This is a genomic window from Hyunsoonleella sp. J2K-J805 (assembly GCF_057167125.1).
In genome coordinates, this window is sequence record NZ_CM169901.1 from 127,305 (window position 1) to 152,131 (window position 24,827).

The 24,827-nt window shown below is 35.5% G+C and carries 11 protein-coding genes; 6 read left to right on the top strand and 5 right to left on the bottom strand.

Annotated features, from left to right (window positions below; translation table 11 throughout):
- Positions 1-91 precede the first annotated feature (91 nt).
- The gene (locus AC1B0Z_RS00545; protein ID WP_092580221.1) at positions 92-787 is read right to left on the bottom strand and encodes a LytR/AlgR family response regulator transcription factor; all 696 of its coding nucleotides are present in this window, start codon (positions 785-787) and stop codon (positions 92-94) included.
- Positions 788-987: 200 nt separating this feature from the next.
- On the opposite strand from AC1B0Z_RS00545, the gene rpsF reads away from it, so the two are divergent.
- From rpsF to hisS, 6 genes are all read left to right on the top strand, one after another.
- Positions 988-1,326 (top strand): 30S ribosomal protein S6, encoded by a 339-nt coding sequence (gene rpsF, locus AC1B0Z_RS00550; protein ID WP_130965197.1) that lies wholly within the window; start codon positions 988-990, stop codon positions 1,324-1,326.
- 2 nt (positions 1,327-1,328) lie between these two features.
- Positions 1,329-1,625: a 30S ribosomal protein S18 gene (rpsR, locus tag AC1B0Z_RS00555; RefSeq protein ID WP_130965196.1), complete on the top strand. Its 297-nt coding sequence runs from the start codon at positions 1,329-1,331 to the stop codon at positions 1,623-1,625.
- 13 nt (positions 1,626-1,638) lie between these two features.
- Positions 1,639-2,091: a 50S ribosomal protein L9 gene (gene rplI, locus AC1B0Z_RS00560; RefSeq protein WP_483793532.1), complete on the top strand. Its 453-nt coding sequence runs from the start codon at positions 1,639-1,641 to the stop codon at positions 2,089-2,091.
- Positions 2,092-2,247: 156 nt separating this feature from the next.
- On the top strand, positions 2,248-3,135 hold the full coding sequence (locus tag AC1B0Z_RS00565) for a glycerophosphodiester phosphodiesterase family protein (RefSeq protein WP_483793534.1): 888 nt from the start codon (positions 2,248-2,250) through the stop codon (positions 3,133-3,135).
- Positions 3,136-3,227: 92 nt separating this feature from the next.
- A complete protein-coding gene (locus AC1B0Z_RS00570; RefSeq protein ID WP_483793535.1) occupies positions 3,228-3,698 on the top strand; it encodes a DUF6495 family protein in 471 nt (156 codons plus the stop codon).
- A 154-nt stretch (positions 3,699-3,852) separates the two neighbouring features.
- Complete coding sequence (gene hisS / locus AC1B0Z_RS00575) at positions 3,853-5,232, top strand: histidine--tRNA ligase (protein WP_483793537.1); 1,380 nt, start codon at positions 3,853-3,855, stop codon at positions 5,230-5,232.
- Between the two features lie 56 nt (positions 5,233-5,288).
- On the opposite strand, the gene AC1B0Z_RS00580 is transcribed toward hisS, so the two are convergent.
- The 4 genes from AC1B0Z_RS00580 to AC1B0Z_RS00595 all read right to left on the bottom strand — a co-directional run bounded on the left by AC1B0Z_RS00580 (position 5,289) and on the right by AC1B0Z_RS00595 (position 24,760).
- Positions 5,289-9,206 carry a DUF8202 domain-containing protein gene (locus AC1B0Z_RS00580; protein WP_483793538.1) on the bottom strand — a complete coding sequence of 1,306 codons (3,918 nt, stop codon included), beginning with the start codon at positions 9,204-9,206 and terminating at the stop codon, positions 5,289-5,291.
- A 138-nt stretch (positions 9,207-9,344) separates the two neighbouring features.
- Entirely contained in the window at positions 9,345-14,246 is a 4,902-nt protein-coding gene (locus AC1B0Z_RS00585) for a LamG-like jellyroll fold domain-containing protein (RefSeq protein WP_483793539.1), read from the bottom strand.
- Positions 14,247-14,410: 164 nt separating this feature from the next.
- Positions 14,411-17,596, bottom strand: a complete 3,186-nt coding sequence (locus AC1B0Z_RS00590; RefSeq protein WP_483793541.1) for a LamG-like jellyroll fold domain-containing protein — start codon at positions 17,594-17,596, stop codon at positions 14,411-14,413.
- Positions 17,597-17,797: 201 nt separating this feature from the next.
- Positions 17,798-24,760, bottom strand: a complete 6,963-nt coding sequence (locus tag AC1B0Z_RS00595; protein WP_483793542.1) for a choice-of-anchor D domain-containing protein — start codon at positions 24,758-24,760, stop codon at positions 17,798-17,800.
- Positions 24,761-24,827: the final 67 nt, after the last annotated feature.

Consider the following 24,827-nt stretch of genomic DNA (forward strand, 5'->3'; position numbering starts at 1 on the left):
CGTTATTGAACTAGTCACGCTATGGCGTGATCTCATTATTTAATTTATTTGTGAGAAACTGAAACAAGTTCAGTTTGACGAAGCAGAGCTTCTAAATGTTATTTAACGCATCAACCAATTGTGTCTTCTTGTTGCGGCTTAACGGTATTTCGTAAGCACCAACTTCCACGTTTTTACTGTTAAATCTGTCAATTTTATCAAGATTTACAATATAAGATTTATGGATTCTTAAAAATTTGTTTTCTGGCAATTCTGCCTCAAAAGCTTTCATTGTAGATAATACCACCAAGCTCGTTTCTTCAGTAACTAATTTCACATAATCACCAAGGGCTTCAATCCATTTAATGTCCTTGATGTAAACTTTACGTTTTTTCAGGTTACTCTTTACAAAAATATGCTCACCTTCTTCTTCATGGAAATCTAGTGTCAATTTGTGTTGCTCAAGAGCTTTTTCAACAGATGTGTTAAAACGTTCTTTTGTAATTGGTTTGTGTAAATAATCGGTAGCATCATAATTAAATGCTTTAAAAGCATATTCAGTTTTACCGGTTACAAAGATAATTTGGGGTTTTTTGTTTAATACGTCTAAAAGTTCAAAACCATTTAGCACTGGCATTTCAATGTCTAAAAAAATTAAGTCTACTTGATGCGTATTTAAACCATTTTTTGTTTCGAGTGCGCTACTGTACTCAGCTATTAAGTTTAGTGAAGGGTGATTTTCGACTAACTTAACAATAGAGAGACGTTGTATCGCTGAATCGTCTACTACTACACAGTTTAAAGTCATAACATTTTATATTATTTCGGTTAAGATATCGACAATAGTACGATAAATTCCGCTAAAAACCAAAAAACATCGGTAAACTGTTGATTTTAACATAAAATTAACAGTTCTTAACTGTCATAAATTTAATGCTAGGAAAGTATTGCAATATAGCAAAAAATGGTTATTTTTGCAGCCAATTTTTAACAATAAAATAGATTTTTATGAATCATTATGAAACTGTTTTCATCTTAAATCCCGTTTTATCTGATGACCAGATAAAGGAAACAGTAAAGAAATACGAAGATTTTCTCGTTTCTAAAGGCGCTAAGATGATATCTAAAGAAGATTGGGGGCTAAAAAAATTAGCTTACCCAATCCAGAACAAAAAAAGTGGGTTTTATCACTTATTTGAGTACCAAGTTGCCGGTGAGGTAATTGAACAATTAGAAGTTGAGTTTAGACGTGATGAGCGTTTCATGCGTTACTTAACTGTGAAATTAGACAAGCACGCTGTGGCTTGGGCAGAAAGAAGAAGAGAAAAACTTAACGCAAAAGCTTAATTATGGCAACGATAGAACAACAATCCAAAGGAAAAAAAGACGGAGAGATCAGGTATTTAACTCCACTTAACATAGAGACTAACAAACAGAAGAAATATTGTCGTTTCAAGAAATCTGGTATTAAATATGTAGATTATAAGGATCCAGATTGGTTATTGGGCTTTGTAAACGAACAAGGTAAGATTTTACCAAGACGCTTAACAGGAACATCTTTAAAGTACCAACGAAAAGTGTCTGTAGCTATTAAAAGAGCACGCCATTTGGCTTTAATGCCCTACGTAGCAGATTTATTAAAATAAAACAATCATAACAATGGAACTTATATTAAAACAAGACGTTGAAAATTTAGGATTTAAAGACGACATTGTAACAGTTAAGAACGGTTATGGTAGAAATTATTTAATTCCTCAAGGGCACGCGGTAATAGCTACGCCTTCTGCTAAAAAGGTATTGGCAGAGAACTTAAAGCAAAGAGCTTTTAAAGAGAAGAAAGTAATTGATGATGCTAATAAAACTGCTGAAGCAATAAAAGCATTGGAAATTAAGATAGCATCAAAAGTGGGATCTGGAGATAAATTATTTGGTTCTGTGAATAATATTGATGTGTCTGCTGCTTTAGAAAAAGAAGGACATCAGATTGATAAGAAATTCATTTCTGTTGCTGGTGGAAATGTAAAGCGTTTAGGTAAGTACGATGCTACTATCCGCTTACATAGAGAAGTATCGGTTGAATTACCATTTGAAGTTATAGCACAAGCTAAGTAATTTCATAATTCTTAATAGAACTAAAACCGTTTGGATATTTCTCTAAACGGTTTTTTTATTTATAAAACCCAGTTTTTAGTAATATTCAAAGAGAATTAAAGTTGTAAGTTGACCAAAACCGCTTTCTAGATGTATCTTTAAAATTATTATTTATTTATGAAGAAAACACTCATCATCTTTTTCGTGCTGCTTTGTTTTTCATGTAAGACCAAAAAGAAAAACAATACGGAGCCAGTATTAAAGGAACAGGCAACATCTTCTATGTTGCTGAAAAAATTTAGGTATTCCCCAGATTCTAAGCCATTAATAAGCGTACATAGGGGAGGGAAAGGCATCAAAAATTATCCAGAGAATTGCCTGGAGACCTTAAAATATATAAATGATAGTATTGATGACGCCATTTTTGAAGTTGATGTAGCAAAAACAAAAGATGATGTTTTGGTGTTGATGCATGACAATACCTTAGATAGAACAACCACAGGTGATGGTAATATTACAAGTTTTGCATTTACGGAACTGCAGGCTTTTAACCTAGAGGACGATTTTGGCAACGAAACCAAGTTTAAAATTCCCAAGTTTAAAGAGGTGTTACAATGGGCTAAAGATAATGGGGTGATATTAACTATAGATATCAAAAGAAGTGTGGCTTTGGAAAATGTGGTTGACCTTATTAGGGAAGTTAAAGCAGAAGACGTTTCAATTATCATTACTTATGATTTAAGACAGGCAGAATTAGCAAATGCAGTAGCGCCAGATTTAATGTTGTCGGTATCTGCAAGAAACGATAAAGAGTTAAATTGGTTGCTACACTCAGGCATTCCTACAGAAAATATGGTGGCTTTTACAGGTACACGTTTATCTCCAGATAGTCATTATAAAAAGATTCAAAATCATGGTATAAAAACAATATTAGGTACTTTGGGTAACTTAGATAAACGTGCCGAAGCTAGAGGGGATTCGCTCTACAAAGTTTGGGTTAATAGAGGTATAGATGTAATTGCAACGGATAGACCGTTTAAGGCAGCCAATGCCATTTATGATTAGAATACGACCATATTTTATCCTGCAAGGTTTTAAAAACCTTGTAGGTATTTATAATAAAATTTAAAAGATTCCTGCTTTCGCAGGAAATAGTTATGAAATACGCAAGACTTACAAAAGAACAGTTTGAAGAATTACACCAGGAGTTTATAAACTTTTTAGCAACGCAATCTATCACAGCAGATGAATGGACAAATTTAAAAGCTAATAAACCAGAAGTTGCTGAGATGGAACTTGATGTTTTTAGTGATCTTATCTGGGAGGGTGTGCTAAATAAAGCAGAGTACTTGGAACATTTTGCGCCACAGCACATGTACTTGTTTCATTTGGGCGAAGAAAAAATGCACGCTATTGTGGTAAACGTAAAAAATGACAACGTAGATATTACCACTAAAGAAGGTTACAACTGGCTGCGTGAAAATTTGATGGATGAGCGTGTAGAGTTTCTTCAGGCCGATAAAGATTATAGTGAAGACAAAAACCTAGATAAATTCAAGATGATTGAAGAAGGAGCCTCCATTACCAAAGGAGACTTGTATCGTTATTTTTATAAGATTATTAATTGATTTTAGAAACTCTTCTGGTTTAGCGTGGAAAAAAAAGTCATAATATATGACCTTTTGTTATTTTTGCGTGAAGTTTGTCATTCCGCGCTTGATGCGGAATCCATTTAAAAAACGAATTATTAAATAAGAGATACCTGCGTCCGCAGGCATTGTTATGGCACAAAAACCATCTACCCCAAAAGGCACAAGAGATTTTAACCCGGAGCAGGTTGCAAAACGTAACTATATTTTTAATACGATTAGAAATACTTTTGAAACCTTTGGATTTCAACCTATTGAAACCCCAAGTTTTGAAAACTCTGAAACGTTGATGGGAAAATATGGAGATGAAGGTGATCGATTGATTTTTAAAATTTTGAATTCTGGGGATTATTTGTCTAAAGCAGATGAGAGTGCTTATAATGAAAAGGACTCAAATAAACTTACCTCGAGTATTTCAGAAAAAGCCCTCCGCTACGACCTCACCGTACCCTTTGCACGTTACGTCGTACAACACCAAAACGAGATAGAATTCCCTTTTAAACGTTATCAAATACAACCTGTATGGCGTGCCGATAGACCTCAAAAAGGGCGTTTTAGAGAGTTCTATCAATGTGATGCAGATGTTGTTGGGAGTGATTCGCTTTGGCAAGAAGTGGAGTTTATTCAATTATACGATAGCGTGTCTTCAGAGTTGAAATTGGAAGGTATTACCATCAAAATAAACAATCGTAAAATATTATCTGGCATTGCAGAGGTTATTGGTGCAAGCGATAAATTAATTGATTTTACGGTTGCTTTAGATAAGTTGGACAAGATAGGAGAGGAGAAGGTGAAACAAGAAATGCTAGATAAAGGTATTTCGCAATCTGGTATAGATAAACTACAACCTTTATTTTCTCTATCTGGCAATTTTGAATCTCAAATTGAAAGCTTAAATAAAATTTTGTCAACTTCGGAAGAAGGAAAAAAAGGTATTGATGAATTAGCTTTTATAGATAATGCCATTTCAGAATTAGGATTATCCACCGCAACATTACAATTGGATGTGACTTTGGCGCGTGGCTTGAACTATTACACTGGCGCCATATTTGAAGTTACCGCACCAGAAGGTGTGAAAATGGGTTCCATTGGTGGCGGTGGTCGTTACGACGATTTAACTGGGATTTTCGGAATGCCAAATATGAGTGGTGTTGGTATAAGTTTTGGTTTAGACCGTATTTATTTGGTATTGGAAGAATTGGGTTTATTCCCAGAAACTGTTTCAAAAAATGTTGAGGTATTGTTTATCAATTTTGGTGATAAAGAAGCCTTATTCAGTTTAAAAGCTATCAAACAATTAAGAAATAAACATGTAAATGCAGAATTGTATCCAGATGCTGCCAAAATGAAGAAACAAATGACGCATGCCAATAGACGAAATATTCCTTATGTAGTTTTAGTAGGCGAAGAAGAAATCAATTCGAACACCTATACTTTGAAGGATATGCAAACTGGTACTCAAGAGAAAGTTTCTTTGGATGTTTTAATTTCTACTATAAAAAAGAAGTCCTGAAGGTCAGTTCAGGACTTGAAATAGTAGATTTGCGATAAAGTGACTAACTCAAATAACTATTGTATGGATACTTTTTTAGATAATTTACCTAATTCAGTTTCTAACTTTATGATATAGTTTCCAGCAATATTTTTAGGTACTTTGTATTCAATATTTGTATTACTCGAATTTGGTTGTAGGCGGAACAATGATTGTCCAAGTATATTAAACATTTCTACACTTTGCACAAGATGGGACTTTGGATTATCGATAACGATGCTTCCTTTTTCATTTGAAAAGAATACTTCTATTAGTTTTACGTTTTCAAAATCATCATTACTTAATATTTGTGATTTTGAGAATGTAATCTCAAATCGGTTTAAGTGCTCACCAGCAGGAAAACTTATCTCATATTTAGAAACTCTAAGGTCGTGATACAGATCTAGTTCTTTATCATATAAGTATATATCTAAGTTATCGGCTACATTCTCTGATTTATCAATAGTGATGTTGTTAAGTCCAGCCTTGTTCACATGAATGCCTAACGGGATGACACTTTCACTTGTAATGGTGTCAATAGCCTGAATCACAAACTTTTCATTGTTAATTATCCAGTACATGTCATCCACTTGTGTATCAATATATTTCGAATCGTATCCCCAATCTACACCATTTGTGGCGTTTTTGTCAACAGTAATCAATAACTGTCTTCTTAAGCTGTTTGTAGAATTGAACCCGAATCTTAGTTTCATTCTTGTGTCTTCTTTTTTAGAAACTATATCCTTACCTAATTTCTTTGAGTTATTGCTTTTTACAAACAAAGAGTTAGAGCCATCTTCCACTTGAAAAACACGTTGTCCGTTATTAAACCGTATGGTTCCTCCGGTTTCTGCGGTAACAAAGAATCCCTGTCCCACAGGAATATATCTTCCTGGTATTTTGGTAGGTGTTCCTCCTAAGGCCACATCAGGATCTGTTGTGCCTATAGCAGCAGCTGGTACGCCACCTGCTAGGGAATAAGTAGCATAACCACCTTGGTATTGGTCGGCTATATGTGAGCCGCCACCCCAGTGTTCCCAGAAATACAAGGTGCCCGTAGTTGAGCCAGTACCCGCTATTGTAGCTCCATTGTCTAGAATAAATTGTTCGGCATCTATTGCAGATGGATAAGGGTTACCTACCAAATAATCGTTACCTGCACTTATGTTCAAATCTATATCACCATTATTGGGCTTGCCTTCAAGGACGTAATTTTGATCGTCACTAATCCCTCCACTTCCTGGGCCTTTCATGGTAAAGCCCTCACCAACTTGAAGCATACCAGATTGCCTTACATGCTGCCAAGACGCATAATTGTCACTAAGCCTGTTACTGAATTTCCAAATCCAATAATCTGCAATACCCAAAGGCGAAGCGGTTCCATTATAACCTGAGCTTAAAAAGTTGACGTTTGTAAATATATCGGTTACGTTATAATTATTATTATTGGTGGAGTTGTTGCTTCTGCCTACAGGAGAAGACCAATAATTATATGTAAAGGTATCCGATGTTCCTTGTTGATCCTTTTCTAAAGTTCCGGCACTTGTAGGCTCTAAAGTGCTATCTTCGGTTTGTACCAGTTGCGAATCGCCTTCTAAGTCTATCTTGCCATCTAGTTTTAGATACCATGTGTTAGTTAGCTCTAAATTGGTATCAAGTATCATTTTGGCATTATTATTAATTATCAAGCCTAAGGTTTTATGATGGTTCTGGGCTGTAATAGTATGATCGTTGCTTAAATTTACAATAACCCAGTCTTTATTATTTGCTTCATCCTCAATGTCCCATACGTTACCATGAACCCATGTTGATTGAGAACTCCAATTACCGCTAGAATTTGTAACATAGGGCATTGGTGCAGTTTGTGTTTCTATAGCACTATTTAAAATATTATATAAAACCGCATTGTTTACCGATTGTGATTGGTTGATTAAACAGTTGCCTCTAATATGTGACATGTCATAATATGAGATTAAACTATTCCAAGGAATAGTAGAGCATGTAGAAGTGGTTCCAATATCATAGGGTATAATTTTACCTTTAATATTGCCTGAGTTATTTTCAATTTCTTGATATACCATTTGTTGAATTTGCTCTTCGGATAGTTCAAAGTTGAACAGTCTTAATTCATCTAAAAGCGCATCCAGGTTGTTTATGGTGCCAACAACGCTTAATCCAGATGTTGAGCCAATTCTTAAAGGGTTGGTGTTAGTGCCCCAAGAGAATAAATAGTTGCTGTCGCTTACTAATTCACCATTTTCATAAATTGCTACGGTTCTGGCTATTTTATTTGCAACAAGTGTATAATGAACCCAATTTAATGTGGATATTGGCCTACTTACAGTAGTGCTTAGTCCAAGGTTTGAGAAAATATTGAAATTAATTGAGGTTTGGTTTAGTCTAACATCAATATATTCAGCTTGACCAACAACAAAATCTTCATCTGTCAATGGAAGGTTATTTGGTTTAAGCCAAAAACTTAGCGTAAAGTTATTTAAATCACTAAGAATGTTAGAGCTATCTTCTAGATAATCATTAGACCCATCAAAGGCAATATGGTAATCGTCTATCAATTCTTCAGGTGTACCAAGGGTAAAAAAGTCAGAATCGTTAAAATTTACACCAGTAAAGGTTAAAACTTTTGTAGAGGTATCGTATGAACCGCCAATATTTTTATAATTATTAAAACTAGAATTATTGGCGATAAATAGTTCTAAATTCCCAGCTTGTGTATCGGTAATGGGAGAAGTACTAAGATCGAATTCTAAGGTTATCATCCCAGGGTCGTTGGTACTTTCTCTTACTTTCCATTTTCGTTCCAATACACTGGTGGATCTAATGGGGAGACCAGAAGTTGTTAGTGTAACATCATCACCATTGTTGCCAGCCAGTAAATAACTTAAATCGCTGCTTAGCGCCCCTGTTTCTGCCTCCATAGTTAGTATAGACTCAGGAATTATATTCACACTTTTAGATTTTTGCTGTAATAAATTAGAATCATCATCTCTGGCAATACCAAAAACATTAAAACCATATCCTGCATTTGATGAACCATCCCATATTATACTTCCGTTAGAGGCGATGTAATCATTGCTAGTACCTGTATATCCAAATGAGGAGGATGTGTTCGATGGAGTATCCCAATACGCATCATTTGATCCCAGTGTTACACCATATTTAATAGCTAAATAGGATTCTACTTTTTGTCTTTCTAAAGGGGATAAATCTCTATCATATAGTATTATTTCTGCAATGTCCCCATTATATCGGTATCCAGAACCAGAATTACCACTATTTCTTCTGGCACCAACTAAAATATCAATATATGAGTTGCCACCTGTATATGTGCCATCGTTTCTATCGGCAGGATCAGGAACGCCATTAACAAATGGAGAAAGCCTAGTGAGGTAATTTCCTGTGTCAGATACAACTCCCGAAGTTATTTTTGGTTCGTTTAGAGCGTAAATTGTACCCCATTGTACTGCTTGATTTCCTCCTTGTCTTCCAAGTGTGTGGTGTAATACTCTATCCGTTGTACCAAACCATACTTGGTAATTACGGTTATTTCCACTATCACCTTTGGCAATCACGGCACCAGTTGTTGAACCACCAGGAACTACCATGGTTATTATGGTCATTTCCTCTGTGTGAGGATTTATATCTAGTACAGCAGGGTTGCCATAGCTATAAAAAGAGTTGCCAAAAAATCGTACTACGGGATTAAAGTTAAGGCCTGTAGGCACATATTCTGCGTCAGATCCTCCTTGAGAAGTTCCTAGAAAGGCATTAGTAGATTGATCATTCCATGAATCTACATCTGTCCCCGTTAAGGAAGTCCCTTGATCTGCTTTTAACCAAAGTTGTAGATTAGAACTCACGTTACCCGGAGATTGACCCCAAACACCTAAAGTGTAAAATAGAAGGGCGTAATTGAGGATAAGCACTATTTTTTTCATAATTAATAGTTTTGCTTACTCTATTAGGGGTGGTTGGTAGGTTAGAGTAATTATTGATTGGGTTTAATTTTTGCTAATCACTATTCTTACTTTAGCTGTTCGTATAAATAGACTTATGGCAATTGATGATTTTATATTTTAGTTGATTAATACCTTTTTTGAAATTTCTCCTACGTTTGTCTCAATTTTGATTATATAATTCCCTGAAATATTTTTAGGGACCTTGTATTCTAAATGATGTTTATTGGAATTAGCTTGTAATTTGAATAAAGATTGCCCAAGAATATTGAACATTTCAACATTTTTGATAAATTTTGATTGAGGATTATTAATTATAATGCTCTGTTTTTCGTTCGCAAACAAAACTTCAATAGTGTTGGTTGTTTCAAACTCCGTACTGCTAAGTGTCTGCGATTTTGAGAAAGTAATTTCAAACCGCCCTAGATGCGTTCCTGCTGGTAAGTTTGTTTCATATTTAGAGCTTCTTAAATCATGATAAACCTCTAAATCCTTGTCATGCACAAATATATTGAGATCATTTGGAATGTTTTGTAATTCATCAATAATAATACTATTAATACCCGCAGTTTTGGTATGTATTCCTAATGAGATTATGGTTTTATCTGTAATGGTGTCTATTGCTTGGATTACAAATTTTTCGTCGTTAATTATCCAATACATATCATCCACTTGTGTATCAATATATTTGGAATCGTATCCCCAATCTATAGCAGTAGATGCATTTTTATCAGCGGTAATTAATAATTGTCTTCTCAACGCATTAACAGAGTTAAAACCAATTCTAAGCTTCATTCTGTTATCAGTCCCTTTTGAGATATTGTTTTTACTTGATTTTTTTGAGTTTTCACCCTTCAGAAATAAAGAGCTAGAACCATCCTCAACTTGAAATATACGTTGTGCATTATTAAATTTAATGGTACCACCAGTTTCTGCGGTCACGAAAAACCCTTGACCTACAGGAATATACCTTCCGGGAATTTTTGTAGGTGTTCCTCCAGAAGACACGTCAGGGTCTGAAGTGCCAATGGCTGCAGCCGGAACACCACCAGCTAAAGAATAGGTGGCATAACCTCCTTGATATTCGTTCGCTACATGAGAGCCACCACCCCAGTGTTCCCAGAAATACAATGTTCCAGTTGTTGAACCTGCACCAGCTATAGTTGCACCGTTGTCTAGTATAAACTGTTCTGCATCTATAGCGGAAGGGTATGGGTTGCCTACCAAATAGTCGTTGCCTGCACTAATGCTTAGATTTATATCTCCATTATTAGGTTTTCCTTTAAGTACATAATTTTGTTCATCACTAATTGCTCCGCTTCCAGGGCCTTTCATGGTAAAACCTTCACCAACTTTAAGCGTTCCAGATTGCCTTACGTGTTGCCAAGATGCATAATTGTCGCTCAATCTATTACTAAATTTCCAAATCCAATAATCTGCAATGCTTAGAGGTGATGCAGAGCCATTGTAGCCTGAACAAAGGAAGTTGACGTTTGAAAATATATCTGTAACGTTAAAATCATTATTGTTGGTAGAATTATTTGTTCTCCCCACAGGAGAAGACCAATAGTTGTAAGTAAAGGTATCGGCCGTTCCCTGCTGGTCCTTTTCTAATGTTCCAGCACTTGTTGGGTCTAGCGTACTATCTTCTGTTTGTATGAGTTGCGATTCGCCTTCAAGGTCAATTTTTCCATCAAGTTTTAGATACCATGAGTTGAAAATGCCTGAATCATTATTTACTTGCAAACTGCTTCCTGGTTCCAGAATAAGGCCCATAGTATTTAAATCACTAGAAATTTCTACATCTCCATATATATGCACTATAGCGCATTCTGGGGTATAAGAGCTAATGTCCCAAATATGGCCATTAATCCAGTTATTATAATCATTCCAACTTCCTGTACTAGACATTGTAGTTACATATGGTAAAGGCGCTGATTGTCTATCGATAATTTTAGTATTGAATATTTTAGCTCCTGTTCCAACGTCAACAGCGGATGTAGTTAGATCATCAATAATATCATCTTTGTAAGTATCTAATCTATAATAACGTATTAGATTTGACCAACTTAAAGGCGTAATTGTTGTAGCATCTACAAAATCAGTAATATCTTTTGGTATAACAGAACCTCTAATAACACCTCCATTATTTTCAATTTCTTGATGCACCATTTTATGAATTTCATTTGCAGATAAAGCTTTATTAAAAACTCGTATTTCATCCATGAAACCTTTAAAATATTTATTATGAGTATCTGGTTGACGACCAAGAGTGAAGCTAGATGTATCAGAATTTAATGCACCTGAACTTGTTGTTGTGCTAGCAACCTCAGCCCCGTTGATATATAATTTAAATTCACCGTCTATACAATCACAGCTGTATGAAGTTGCTACATGCACCCATTTGCCAGTATCTATTGCTGTTGAACCAGAAATACTATAACCATCAGCATATGATGTTATGGTTTTGTCTGAATTTAACTGAATGTAGAATTCGTCTTGACCTATTATGATTTGAGAACCAGAGGAAGATGCATCTGCATTAATCCAAGCCATTAGCGTAGCTTCGTCCCAAGCGTCAATTAAAGTAGGTTCTTCGGCATAATCATTTCTACCGTCAAAGTATAGATGTAATTTATCGTTAATATCTCTAGGAGATCCAAATAATGTATCATCGGTATCAAATAAATTTACAATACCATCACCTTCATCATCATTAGTGTCATCAATTATACCGTCATTATTTCCATCTAAATGGGCGTAGAGTGTTTGTGAAATATCATAAGTAGCGCCATCAGATGTTACGTCTAAATAGTCTGGCGTACCATCATTATCTGAATCTTTAACATAATAAGTCCATCCTGAACCCGTTAGTCCTTGATTTGAATTTCCATAGGCCGTTGTCATAGCCCCACCATCAAAATAATCATATATATCCAATATGCCATCAGAAAAGTATTCTAAAATACCATTAGAATCAATATCGGTTTCTCTTACATTATCACTGTCTGTGCCGTCGCCAACACCATCTCCAGTGATATCTCCATCTTCATTTTTATGATTAGAATCTAATATATTAGTTGCACCAGATTCATCTACATCAAATACAGAATCATTATCACTATCTAAATCTAGGTAATCTGGTGTTGCATCAGCATCAGAGTTTACTGGAGTATGTCCTTCAACAGAATCATGCATGCCATTTGAATTTGAATCAACCCATGTGCCAACGTTTGTTAAAGTAGCTCTGCCTTCACTATAACTGCCAAAACCGGCTTCTACAACATCAGGAATCCCATCGTTATCTGAATCTAAATCAAATACATCAGCTATCCCATCACTATCGCTATCACAAAGTGTTTGAGATATCGTAATATCATCAATGGCAAGATCGTTTCCTGCGCCTCCAACTTCGTTGTTTATGAAATAAACATAAAACTCACTTACATTGAATGTTAAATCTGCTGTAAATTGGTGCCAACTATTAGCTGGATCTCCATTTATTGAAGGTGGAATGTCTCCAGTTGTTATAGATGCTAAAACATTATTGTTTACATCTCTAAACTCAACCAGAATATCAGGTCTTAACCTTGTTGCTATTCCTGGGGCAGTTGTTGTATCTAAGTTCAATACCCAAAAGCTATATGTTATTGGAACGTTTGGTAATGCGCCTATAATGGTTGCAGTGTAAAACGTACCTGGATCGTACGAGGCGTTAAACATGGCCATTCTGCCATTTGTATCTCCAGGGGTGTGATCCTCACCTGTGTACCAATATTGATCTGCCCAAGAAGCAACTTCATCTATTGGAGTGTCATTTATCCCATCACCATCAGCGGCTTTATGATATACCACATATTCACCATCACTTAGATTCCTATTTCCAAGTGAGGGGCATTCAGTTGTTGCTACACCAATTGTTCCATCTTCAAAACAATATGTCGTAATAGCATCATATGTTGTATTGATTGTTGCTCTATTTCCTTCTCCAAAAGTCTCGTTTAAGAATTTATAATTTGCCGTTGTTGCTGTTAAAGATGTTTTACAAGCTAATTCTTCTATATTGTCTGCAATACCATCGTTGTCATCGTCAATATCAACATTATCTAAAATGGAATCACCATCACTATCAAAAAAGTTTTGTTCAGCTCTTGCGTCTATTTCAAATTGATATGTTCCTTCGTTAGAATCATTATTTGTTACTGTTACAGTACAGTTTTTTGTTCCTATTGATGTGGAATTAAACTGAATAGTAAACGTTGTATACCCAGTTGAGGCAGCAATTGGAGATGTGTAAAATGGTGAGATAATTGAAAAATCGGTTGTATTAGATAATGCTATATTAGAAATATTTAAACTCGCACCGCCTTTATTGTATATCGTGTATGTTCTTGTAATTTGCGTAGATAAATTTGCAGTACCAAAGGAAGTGCCATCTGAGGTTATTGGAGTTGTATCTCCATTTGAAATAGAAATATCGTTGCCTTGAATATCTATTTCTGGGGATGAAACTTTTATTGTAATATCATCAAAATAATTATATTCATTATTATTACCAGCCGTCCCTGAAAATCTAAAGCGAGAATTACTAGCCAAACCACTATTTACCGTAGCATAAAATTCATATTTTACCATATTGGAAGCGAAATCGGTACCAAGACTAGAGGTTTTTAAGGTATTCCAAGTAGAGCCGTCGTAAAATTCAAGAATAAATCCTTCACCAGTATCAAGATTTCTTCCAATAAATGAAAATGAGAAATCTATAGAACTATAGGAAGTAAGGTTAAGGCTTGGTGATGTTAAATAATTTTGTGATGTATCATCATCCTTTGAATAAATTGATTGATTTCCACCACTAGCATATATAGAATTAGCGTTTAGCCCAGAATCTGAGCCACCACTAGTCCATGATTGAAGTCCACTTTCGAAATCGTAGCTAGCAATGGTTTGACACACAGCTTTATATGCGAAAAGCATAACAAATAGGAAAACTAGTTTACCACGGTACTTGGTAGTTTTCATAAGTAGGGGTTATTTAGATTTGGGCTAAATAATTTAACTGTAAATTATCTACAAATATATAATAATATTTTTAAATTAACCGATGAAAAGCGTAAAAATATCGACAAAATACATTATATGTACCTGTTACTTGAAAACCAAATGTAATTGAATACTATTAAATACTATTGAATTGATACTTTCTTAGTAACTTTTCCTAAATCTGTTTCAATATTTAAAATATAATTTCCCGCGATATTTTTTGGAACTCTATATTCTAAATGGTTTTTGGAAGAATTTGTATTTAAACTGAATAGGGATTGACCAAGAATATTAAACATCTCTACCGATTTTATAATTTTACCTACTGAGTTGTTAATAACAATGCTCTGTTTTTCATTAGAAAAATATACATCTAAATCATCTACTGAGTCAACGTTTTCTGCACTTAAGCTGTGGGCTTTTGAAAATGTAATTTCAAATCTGTTTAAATATTCACCAGCTTCAAGATATGTCTCGTATTTTGACTCTTGTAAATCATGATACAGATTTAGGTCTTTATCATGAAGGTATATATTCAAGTTTTCATTTGGATTTTCTATTTCATCAATAGAAATACTGTTTAAGCCTGGTTTATCTGTATGTATACCTATCGGTATCATAGTTTCATCTGTAATAACATCAATCCCCTGAATTAAAAACTTTTTATTATCCAGTAGCCAATACATGTCGTCAATTTGGGTGTCTATATATTTTGAATCATATCCCCAATCTATACCAGAAGTGGCATTTTCATCAACTGTGATTAGTAGTTGTCTTCTTAGAGTATTTACAGAGGTAAAACCAATTCTAAGTTTCATTCTACTATCCTTAGCATTGGTTATGTTACTCTTATATTGTGAACTATTTTTGCCTGAACTTGAATTGTCTTCAATATAAAAAATTCTCTGACTATTATTAAAATTTATTGTTCCGTCAGTTTCTGCAGTTATGTAAAAACCTTGGCCCACAGGTATATACCTATTAGGTATTTCTATAGGGTTTCCACCTGTAGCTAACTCTGTATTTTTAGTACCTTGAGTTGCTGCTGGGATACTCCCTGATAGAGAAAATATAGCATATCCTCCTTGATAATCATTAGCGATGTGAGAACCACCTCCCCAATGTTTCCAAAAGTATAACGTACCATTTGTAGCTCCTAAGCCTGATATTTCTGCTTTATTGTCCAAAAGAAATTTAACAGCATCCATTGCTGAGGGATAGGGGTTGCCAATTAAATAATCATTTCCTGAGTTTACGGTTAAATTTATATCTCCATTATTAGGTTTTCCTTTTAAGATGTATTCTTGTTCGTCATCAATAGTACCCGTTCCTGGACCTTTCATGGTGAATCCCTCTCCAGGGGTAATTTCGCCAGTACTTCTTACATGTTGCCATGAAGCATAATCATCACTTAGTTTATTGCTGAATTTCCAAATCCAATAATCCGCAATACCTAAAGGAACTTCAGAACCATCGTATCCATTGGTTAAGAACTCTATGCCATCAAACACATCCACAACGGTAAAATTCGAGTTATTGGTAGCGCTATTTTGTTTGCTAACAGGAGATGCCCAGTAATTATAGGTATACCTATCTGCAGTGCCTTTTATATCTTTTTCTACTACGCCATTACTGGTTACATCAAGTGTGCTGCCCTCGTTTTGTATTAGCTGAGCACCATTTTTAAGCTTTAAGGCGCCATCTAGTTTTATATACCATGAGTTGAACAAGCCCGCATTATTGTTTATGGTAAGGTTTTTTCCTTGGTTAACAATCAATCCTGTTGTGTGTATATTTTCATTAATGTTTAAATTGCCATGCAATTCAATAATTGCATGCTCCGGAGAGGTGCCATGTATATCCCAAACATTACCGTGTATCCAGCTGTTTGCATCATTCCAGTTTCCATTGCTTGTTGTACTTGAGATATAGGGTAGAGGGGCAGTGTTATCTTGAGATGTGGTCATATGGTGTAGCGTACCATCTCTTTTGTTTACTGAGCTATCAGGGGTATGTCCAGTGTGCAAAATATCCATTTTGAAATAGAGCAATAAATTTTCCCATAACAAGTCATCTATATTTTTTGGAATTACAGTACCTCTAATGCTTCCGTTGTTTTCTTCTATTTCTTGATTTATTTGTTGATGTAATTGCTCAATCGTTAATGTTTTATTGTAAACTCTGACTTCATCTATTGATCCGTTAAAATAGTTGCTTTTATTTTCAGAATTTCTACCTATTTCAAAGTCAAAATCATCATTCCAATTCGTATTGTTGTTAATTGAAGTATTCACTAGTGAATCGTCCGAATAGTTCCAAATAGCGTTGCCGTTTAAATACAATTGAACGTTTCCAGAATGTCCATCGTAAATCAATCCTACATGTTGCCAAATATTATTTTCAATGGTCGCTTCCTCAATATCTGGGGAAACTATTTCATGTCCGGTATTATTTTTTATGAAAGCTCTTAGTTTATTATTATCCTTAAATAGTCTAAAATTCCGTTGCCCCATGATTTCACTTTCTTGTGAATCGCTCTCCGTTTTTATCCAAGACATCATGGTTAGTTCTTGCTCGCCTCCAAAGAAAGCAGGGGTACTTATATAATCATCTATACCATCAAAATCAAGGGTTTGTGGTGTGCAAAAACTAAAGTTGCCTATACCTGTGGCGTGAAGACTTTCGGAATTGCAAGTATCACAATCTTCCCAAAGAATTGTGATGCTGGTAATGTAATTTTCATCTGAGAAGTTAACGCCAACAATAGGATTTTCACCAGAAGTTAAATTAGAAACACCGTTTACAATGCCAGTAGATGTATCAGTTGTATATGACGGGGAAGGTGAATTTGTAAACTCAGGATAAATGGTTTCACCTTCTGAATTTTGTCCAGTGATGGTATATTTATCACCGTTGCCATTATATACGTTAATGTGATGGATGTCAAAAGATAAGGCGTATATAGGTTTGCTAAATGTAATGGTACAGGTTATGCCTTCGCCAGAAAACCCGTTTGTTAGCAAGTCTATACCTTTATATAAGTAACTGGATTTTTTACCAATTTTAGGCGTTTGTCCCTCCCAGAAACCAAGAGTGTTTATCTCCCCGGTAAATGCAATGGTTATATCTACATTTGAATCGTCAACATTAGTAAACGTATTTAAAAAGGTTCCTGGGTGCCATCCATATTCGTTAGATGCTTCAGGGTAGGTGGACCAATTTAAAACAAAATTATTGCCACATTCTGGAGTAGTATGAAGTTGAGCGTATGTTTTTGAACATAGGCATAGAGAGAATATCATCAAAGTGATAATAGCAATGTTCCTCATGGTTATAGTCATTTAGTTTGAGGCTAAATATAAGATAGGTTAAGCATCTTATACTTGGCTAATATAGGTATTTATTTATTAAAAACACGATAAAAAGCATATAATATCGACGAAATGTAATTTATTGTTATAGCTTCGGTATTCAAAAAATATGGGTTCATTAATAATTTATGATCAAAACAAAAAAAGTCATATTATAATTTATTCAATTATAATTTTTTGTGATAGGAACTTATCTTCATCCAATTTAACTTTAACTAGATATACTCCTGTTGAGATGTTATCTATTTTATGTTCGATCAAGTTATCGTTTGAACTATCCTCAAAGGCTTTTATAGACTGACTCAATAAGTTGAAAATTTCAATATTATTTACAGAAAGTTGTTGAGGATTTTTAATAACCAAAGTATTATTGTCGTTCAGGTAACTAATCTCAATATTGTCAAGCGCTAAGTCATCTGTATTTAATAGAGCACTATTGCTAAACGTTATTTCAAACCTGTCTTTGTATTCTCCTGCTTGTAAATTAAAAGAATAATCACTCTCAGTTAAATCATGGTATATGCTTAAGTCTTTATCGTGTAAATAGATGTTTTTATTGCTATCTACATGATGTAGTTTACTTATACTTATAGTAGCAATACCAGTTTCATGTGTTTTTACGATTAAAGGTAATACTTGACCTTCGTCAAAATTGTTCACACCTTGAATTATCAGAGAAACACCTTCTTGTTTCCATGTCATATCGTCTATGTTGTCTTCAATATTTAAAGCATCATATCCCATATCAAAGCCGTTTGAAGTGTTTTCATCCGCCGTAACTAACAGCTCTCTGTGATATCCGCCAGGGGAGTCGTACATTAATCGTATTTTTTGTCTAGTATCTTCTTCTTTTAAGTTTGAATTGTTCATAGCTGAAGATTTCGAGCCATTTTTACCTTTCATAAATACTGATCCGGTATTTGTTCCGGTTACAGCCTCTTTTTGGAATACCCTTTGGCTATTTCTGATTAACACGTTACCACCGACAATAGGATTTGTTAAACCTGTTAAAAGTGGGTCGTTTACTGCCGAGACAAAGAATCCTTGTCCTACAGGAATAAACCTTTCTGGCACTTTAGTTCCTGTTACATAGGTAGCATTAATTCTTGCGTCATCAGCTATAGCTACAGTACCACCAGATAGGTTGTAAATGGCATATCCCCCTTGATACTCACCTAAATTGTGAGTATTATCAGAGAAATGATCCCAGAAATATAATGCGCCATTTATCACGTTTCCTGACGGGTTTCTTCCGCCTGCCGCCCCTTCAAGGGTGCTCAAATTATCTCGAATAAATTCGTCAGCATCAATGGCAGAAGGGTATGGGTTTCCAATTAAATAATCGTTATCAACAGTTATTGGTAAACTAAAATCTCCATTATTTGGTTGGCCTACAAACTCATAATCTTGTTCTGGAGTAGCTACACCAGGACCTTTCATGGTAAACCCTTCACCAACTGAAATAGGAGTTGTACTTCTGGCATGTTGCCATTGTGAGTAGTCATCATCTGGTAAATTGGTGTAGGTCCAAATCCAATAATCAGAGTTCTGTACTGATGGTGTTGCGGTTCCATTATATCCAGATGTAAGGAAACCAACATTGTTAAATACATCTGCTACAGTATAATCTGCATTGCTTGTGGTTGATACAGGCGAGCTCCAATAATTGTAGATGTATGTACTTGCAACCCCTTGTTGATCGCGTTCTAGTGTTCCCGTGCTTGCGGCATCAAAATCACTTCTGTCTATTTGTACTAATTGTGATTCTCCCTCTAAATCAAGTGTTCCATCAATTTTTAAATAATGGGTTACCGTTAAACCTATTCCTTCATTTGCAGCTGTATCTCCATTTACTTGAAGGTCACCACTATTTATGATTAAAGCTTGTACGGAACAATCTCTAGTTCTGGCTGCTGTAGGTGAAGCGCCAAGATAGGTGTCATGGTTAATTTCAACAATGTTCCAGTCTATAGGAGTAACACCATCAACTATTGATAGAGCGTTTGGAAGATTAATCACAGAATTGTTTAACCAGGTTCCAGCCGCATCCCATGACCCAGCTCCTTGAGTTTGGTATGGAAGTGGGGCGGTTTGGAAATCCACCGTATTTAAATTTCTTAAAGCACCCTGTATATTGTTTCCAGACATATCATCTGTATTCGTATAGGTATAAACAGACATAGGGTAATATCCTGCTAGATCAGTCCAAGGGATGCTACTTATTTCACATTTTGAAATAGTAGTAGGAATAACGTCTCCATATTCTAATGATAAGGTGCCATCATCCATAATTTCTTGGTTCATTACATATCTTAATTGGTCCACAGAAAGTGCGGTATTCCAAACCCTTACCTCATCAATGTTTCCTGCAAAGTAATCGGTCGTGTTAGGGTCAAAACCATCTGCTGCTGCCACCAAGAATTTTTGCGATGTTGCCACTGGAGCTGGTAATGCAGCTGATGTATCTTCGACACCATCAATATAAATGGTTGCTGTACCACCAGTATAAATTACCGATACATGGTGCCATCTGTTTTCTGGTATTGCTACAGATGAAGTTACCATTGCTGCTGCTCCATTTACTGTAAATGCTAATCTACCTGCACCATTAATTCTTAAATCATATCCCTCTGTATTTGCAGCGTTTCTTTTTGAAAGAATTGAAGCATTTGTAGTCCCTGTGTCCCTTTTAATCCAAGCAGATAAGGTATATTCGGTAGTGTTCAGATCTAAGTTGTTCTCCATGTCTATATAATCCACAACACCATCAAAATACACTGATCTCTCTCTCACAACTTGTTCAGCATATCCAAAAGTGATGTATTTTGTGCCGTTAAAGTTATAGTCTGTTTCAAGGTTTCCGCTACCATCAGGAGTCATTACTCTATAATCTGCAGTAGGGTCAAATGCACCTGTATCTGAGATAAACATATAATAATTCCCAGGAGGCGTGATATTTCTAATAGCACTCTGAGGAATGCTTACTTTACAAGATGGTATGTCTCCACCAGTTTCTACAACTTTCCATATACGGTTAATTCTGTCAAATGTGACCATTGTACTTAACCCCGGGATACCAGAACTCATATCTACATTCACAGTAACTGTAGTAAGGTTAAGATTAGCACCATTGTCCCCCCACATTAAAAATTCTCTATCATTAAAGTTGGTAGGGTTACTAGTTATATTATCATTATTGGTGTCATAAATATCAGATAATCCTATGGTTAATACACCTTCAATCGGTCCAAAGCCATCGGCAGCATCATTGATACTACTCGATTGTTTTTGTGTTAATTCTGAAGCGTCATCTCTACCAATACCTGCAACATCATAATTGTAACCACTATTAGCACTAGTATCCCAAATTATAGTATTTTGAGAATCAATATAATCTCTATCATTTAAATTGACAGCAGTAGTACTTCCAGTATCATGAAGTGTAATTCCATATTTTAAACAAAGTGCAGATAATACCTTATGTTGGTCTGTTGTAGAGTTTTGTTGAGAATAGCTCAAAACTTCTGCTATTTTTCCATCAAAGAATGTGTCAAAGGAGTGGCCATTGATTGAAATTCTACCACTTCCTAGGCAGAAATATGAATTTAGAAATTCGTTGAATGGTAAAGTTTCAAATGTTGAAGAGGTTTCTCCATTAGCATTGTCTATTCTAATACCATTCTTGTAAATTTCTGTTGATGTATTTGTAGCATTAGTTTTAATATTAAAAACTATAACTTCGTTGTCATAAGAGTCTGTAGCACTAGAGTATGTTCTTCCGTAACCTCCGTTGGGTTCCAAACCACCAGTTAATGCCCCAGGAGTCGTACTTACCATATGATTTACCATGGAGTTATAATTACTGAAGCGTTGCGAACCGGCTCCAAAATATAGACCACTACCATCACTATGCATAGTTTCCCATGCAAATCTACCTGAAATAGGAGCTTGGGTATTAGCTAGTTGATCATCTATCACGCCATCAGTTTGCACTACTATGTAATAGTCTTTAGCATAATATCCGCCTTTACCTTTCATTACATCTTGGTTAGCTTTAACAAAATCTATATAAGGGTTAAAGTTCATGTTATTTGCTGCGCTATTATAAAACTCAGGGCTATTAGTGGTAACGCTAATAGCGTCATTATCGATTGCTTGATCAGACCAAGTAGTAATGTCTGTACCATTGGTTGCAGTTCCAATCTCTGAATCTGCTTTTAACCATAACGTTAAGTTATTAGTTACCCCACCAGGCCCATAGGTAGGGGTTGTAAATGGCGTGTAAGGATCTCCTTTAATAAAAATATTATCAAACTTCACACCATCTCCATTGGAGGTTTGTGATGCAAAATATACTCTGAACTGAACCGTTGATTGATTATCTAAAGCCGTAGGTAGGTCAATACTCGCTGCAATCGAATTATTCCAACCAGCAGTAATAGTTCCTCCATTACTGCCACTCCATCCATTTACACTTCCTAAGGCATTTACACTTGCTGAATTGTACCATTCGTTTCCATCACCTACAGTTCCTAAAACAGTCCAAGTGGTACCATTGGTTGAGTATTCAACATAGGCACCGTCATTGCTGTCCGTAAGGTAACGGACATCTATTTGAAATTCCAGATTGTAAAACCCAGTTAGATCAATAACAGGACTAATAGCATAAGTAGCACTATTATTTGAATAGTTGTTGTAACTATTGGTGTACCAATAATTTCCTTCGCCTGCTTCTGTTCCCTCTGTTCCATAAGCCCATGTTGATCCAGAGCCGGTATTTGTCATCGTCCACCCGCCATTGTTATTATCAAAGTTCTCATAATAAATGGTATAGGTTGGTGGGCCACTAATACCTGTACCTTGAATGTCAAAAGTATATGGGTTCTCATCACTGTCGTTACTACCAATACTTACTGTTGCTGTTCTCAGTCCAAGAGCACTTGGGTCGAATGTGATTTCGAAAGTAGTGCTACTACTAGCAGAAATTGGAGAAACAGGAATAGTTGTTAGTGTGAAATCTGCAGCATGAGCTCCAGTAATTGTAACATAGGGAGATCCACCGCTTAAAGTTAATGTTTGTGCTGCTCCTAAATTTTCTATTGTAAAAATATTAGCGTTGTTGCCACTTGTTACTAGAATACTACCAAAATCAGTATCATCTGTAGCAGAAGGCGTTGTGTCTCCATCCACAATATTTATTCCATTACCAGTAATATTTATTTCTCTTTGATTACTTATTCCCGTACCTTGAATATTGAAATTGTATGGGTTTTCATCGCTATCATCATTAGCAATACTTACAGTAGCAGTTCTTAAACCGGTTGCACTAGGATTAAAAGTTATTACAAACGTTACGCTTCCTGAAGGTGCAACACTACTAGGTGGCGCAGTTGAAACCGTAAAATCTCCTGCATGTGCTCCAGAAATACTAACTAACGGCCCTCCAGTTAAATTAAGAGTTCCTGCGCCAGTATTTTGAATAGTAAAGGTATGTGAGTCTGATGTCATACCTGGTGTATCTACATTGCCAAAGTCTGTATCGTCTGCCACTGCTGGTGTTGTATCACCATCTACGATGTTGTTGCCATTACCTTGTATGTTTATTTCTGGATCTGGTGTAAAAGACGACCCTTGTATTAAAAACGTATATGGGTTTTCATCACTATCATTATTATCGATAGATATCGTGGCTTGAGCATTAGTAATATCAACAGTAGGAGCGAATCTAACTACAAACGTAAGATCGCCTCCACCGCTAATAATGGAGTTTGCACTTGGTTGAGTTTGAATACTAAAAGCAGGATTACCGCTAATAGTTACAATTGGTGCTCCAGTTAAATTTAAGGTTGTTGTTCCTGTATTTTGAATAGTAAAAGTGTGATCTAAAGTTGTTGCGTTTGCAATAGATCCAAATTCTGTATCATCTATAGCAACTGGAGTTACATCTCCATCAGCGATGTCGTTACCATTACCCTGAATGTTTATCTCTGGGCCTGCGTTTGGGATCACATTTATAGTGTAATCTTCAACCTCGCCAAAGAAATTGTTGTCTTCATCACATGAGCTACCAGGGTATGCATTATACCTACTAGAAATACGCATCCTTGTTGTTCCTATTACTGCTGCAGCAGGGACAGTAATGTTTACGGGAGAGTTAGAAAATGCTCCATTAGTAACATTTGCGTTTGTTCCCAAATCATAACGTTCGGTCGCATTATCAAATACAAAATCTTGATTCCAATCTATCCATGCGTACCCCCCAAAAGCAAAATTTCCATTCGTATTTATTTGAACAGTTAATCCATGAGTATCTCCTATCGTAACATCTGTTGATAAAGCTGTAAAGTCGCTATAACTAACCGTTTCTATAGGAGTATTATTATCTAAGGTGTTGAAAGCGACTCTTCTAATACAAGATGGATTGTAAATAGCAGAAGAACCACAATATTGTGGTTGGTTAGTAACTACGACATTATCTATAGCTATGTCACTCTGAAAACCAGGACCAGTTAGACCAACAAAGCGCACATTGATATTAGTGCCAGAATATGCAGACAAATCTACTATTTGTTTTCTCCAGGGTCTTGTTTCTGAACTTTGTTGTTGACCTGAAATTGAAAATACTGATGTCCAATTAGCACCTGAATCATCACTCACTTCCAAACTAAGGGTTCCCATATTAGCTCCATACATGTGATAGTCAAATGAAATATATGCATTTGTTTCTGATGTAAAATCTAAGCAAGGACTTCTTAGATAACTGGTGGCGTTAAAACCAATAGCAGCACCTCCAACAATTAAGGGATCAGAAGATTCAAGATAAAAATAAGAAGTTCCATTACTAGCTTGTGATGGACCAGTAGCTCCCGAGGGAGTACCGCCAGATTGCTGTATCCAATCTCCATCATCACCTGCGCCTTGAGTCCAGTTTCCCAAGCCAGATTCAAAACTTTCTGCGTAAGGAAATGAATTAACAACAACACCCGTGCATGCAAACATATCGTCATCATAATTATTTGCAAAAGAATTAGGATTTATAGTTGATGAAAATAATGGCTGAATTGAAAATAAAATAACTAAAATATAAGTACATAGAGTACCATAAAATGTAATTTTTTTCATAAGAGGTTAAATTTAGCTTGGGACTAATTATATAAGCCTCAAATATAAATTATTACTCTATGAAATA

Excerpts from the sequence above, each read along its gene's own strand:
- AC1B0Z_RS00570 (WP_483793535.1), top strand. The coding sequence starts at position 3,228 with ATGAAATACGCAAGACTTACAAAAGAACAGTTTGAAGAATTACACCAG.
- rpsR (WP_130965196.1), top strand. The coding sequence starts at position 1,329 with ATGGCAACGATAGAACAACAATCCAAAGGAAAAAAAGACGGAGAGATC.
- AC1B0Z_RS00545 (WP_092580221.1), bottom strand. The coding sequence starts at position 787 with ATGACTTTAAACTGTGTAGTAGTAGACGATTCAGCGATACAACGTCTC.
- hisS (WP_483793537.1), top strand. The coding sequence starts at position 3,853 with ATGGCACAAAAACCATCTACCCCAAAAGGCACAAGAGATTTTAACCCG.
- AC1B0Z_RS00595 (WP_483793542.1), bottom strand. The coding sequence starts at position 24,760 with ATGAAAAAAATTACATTTTATGGTACTCTATGTACTTATATTTTAGTT.
- AC1B0Z_RS00580 (WP_483793538.1), bottom strand. The coding sequence starts at position 9,206 with ATGAAAAAAATAGTGCTTATCCTCAATTACGCCCTTCTATTTTACACT.
- AC1B0Z_RS00585 (WP_483793539.1), bottom strand. The coding sequence starts at position 14,246 with ATGAAAACTACCAAGTACCGTGGTAAACTAGTTTTCCTATTTGTTATG.
- AC1B0Z_RS00590 (WP_483793541.1), bottom strand. The coding sequence starts at position 17,596 with ATGAGGAACATTGCTATTATCACTTTGATGATATTCTCTCTATGCCTA.
- rpsF (WP_130965197.1), top strand. The coding sequence starts at position 988 with ATGAATCATTATGAAACTGTTTTCATCTTAAATCCCGTTTTATCTGAT.
- rplI (WP_483793532.1), top strand. The coding sequence starts at position 1,639 with ATGGAACTTATATTAAAACAAGACGTTGAAAATTTAGGATTTAAAGAC.
- AC1B0Z_RS00565 (WP_483793534.1), top strand. The coding sequence starts at position 2,248 with ATGAAGAAAACACTCATCATCTTTTTCGTGCTGCTTTGTTTTTCATGT.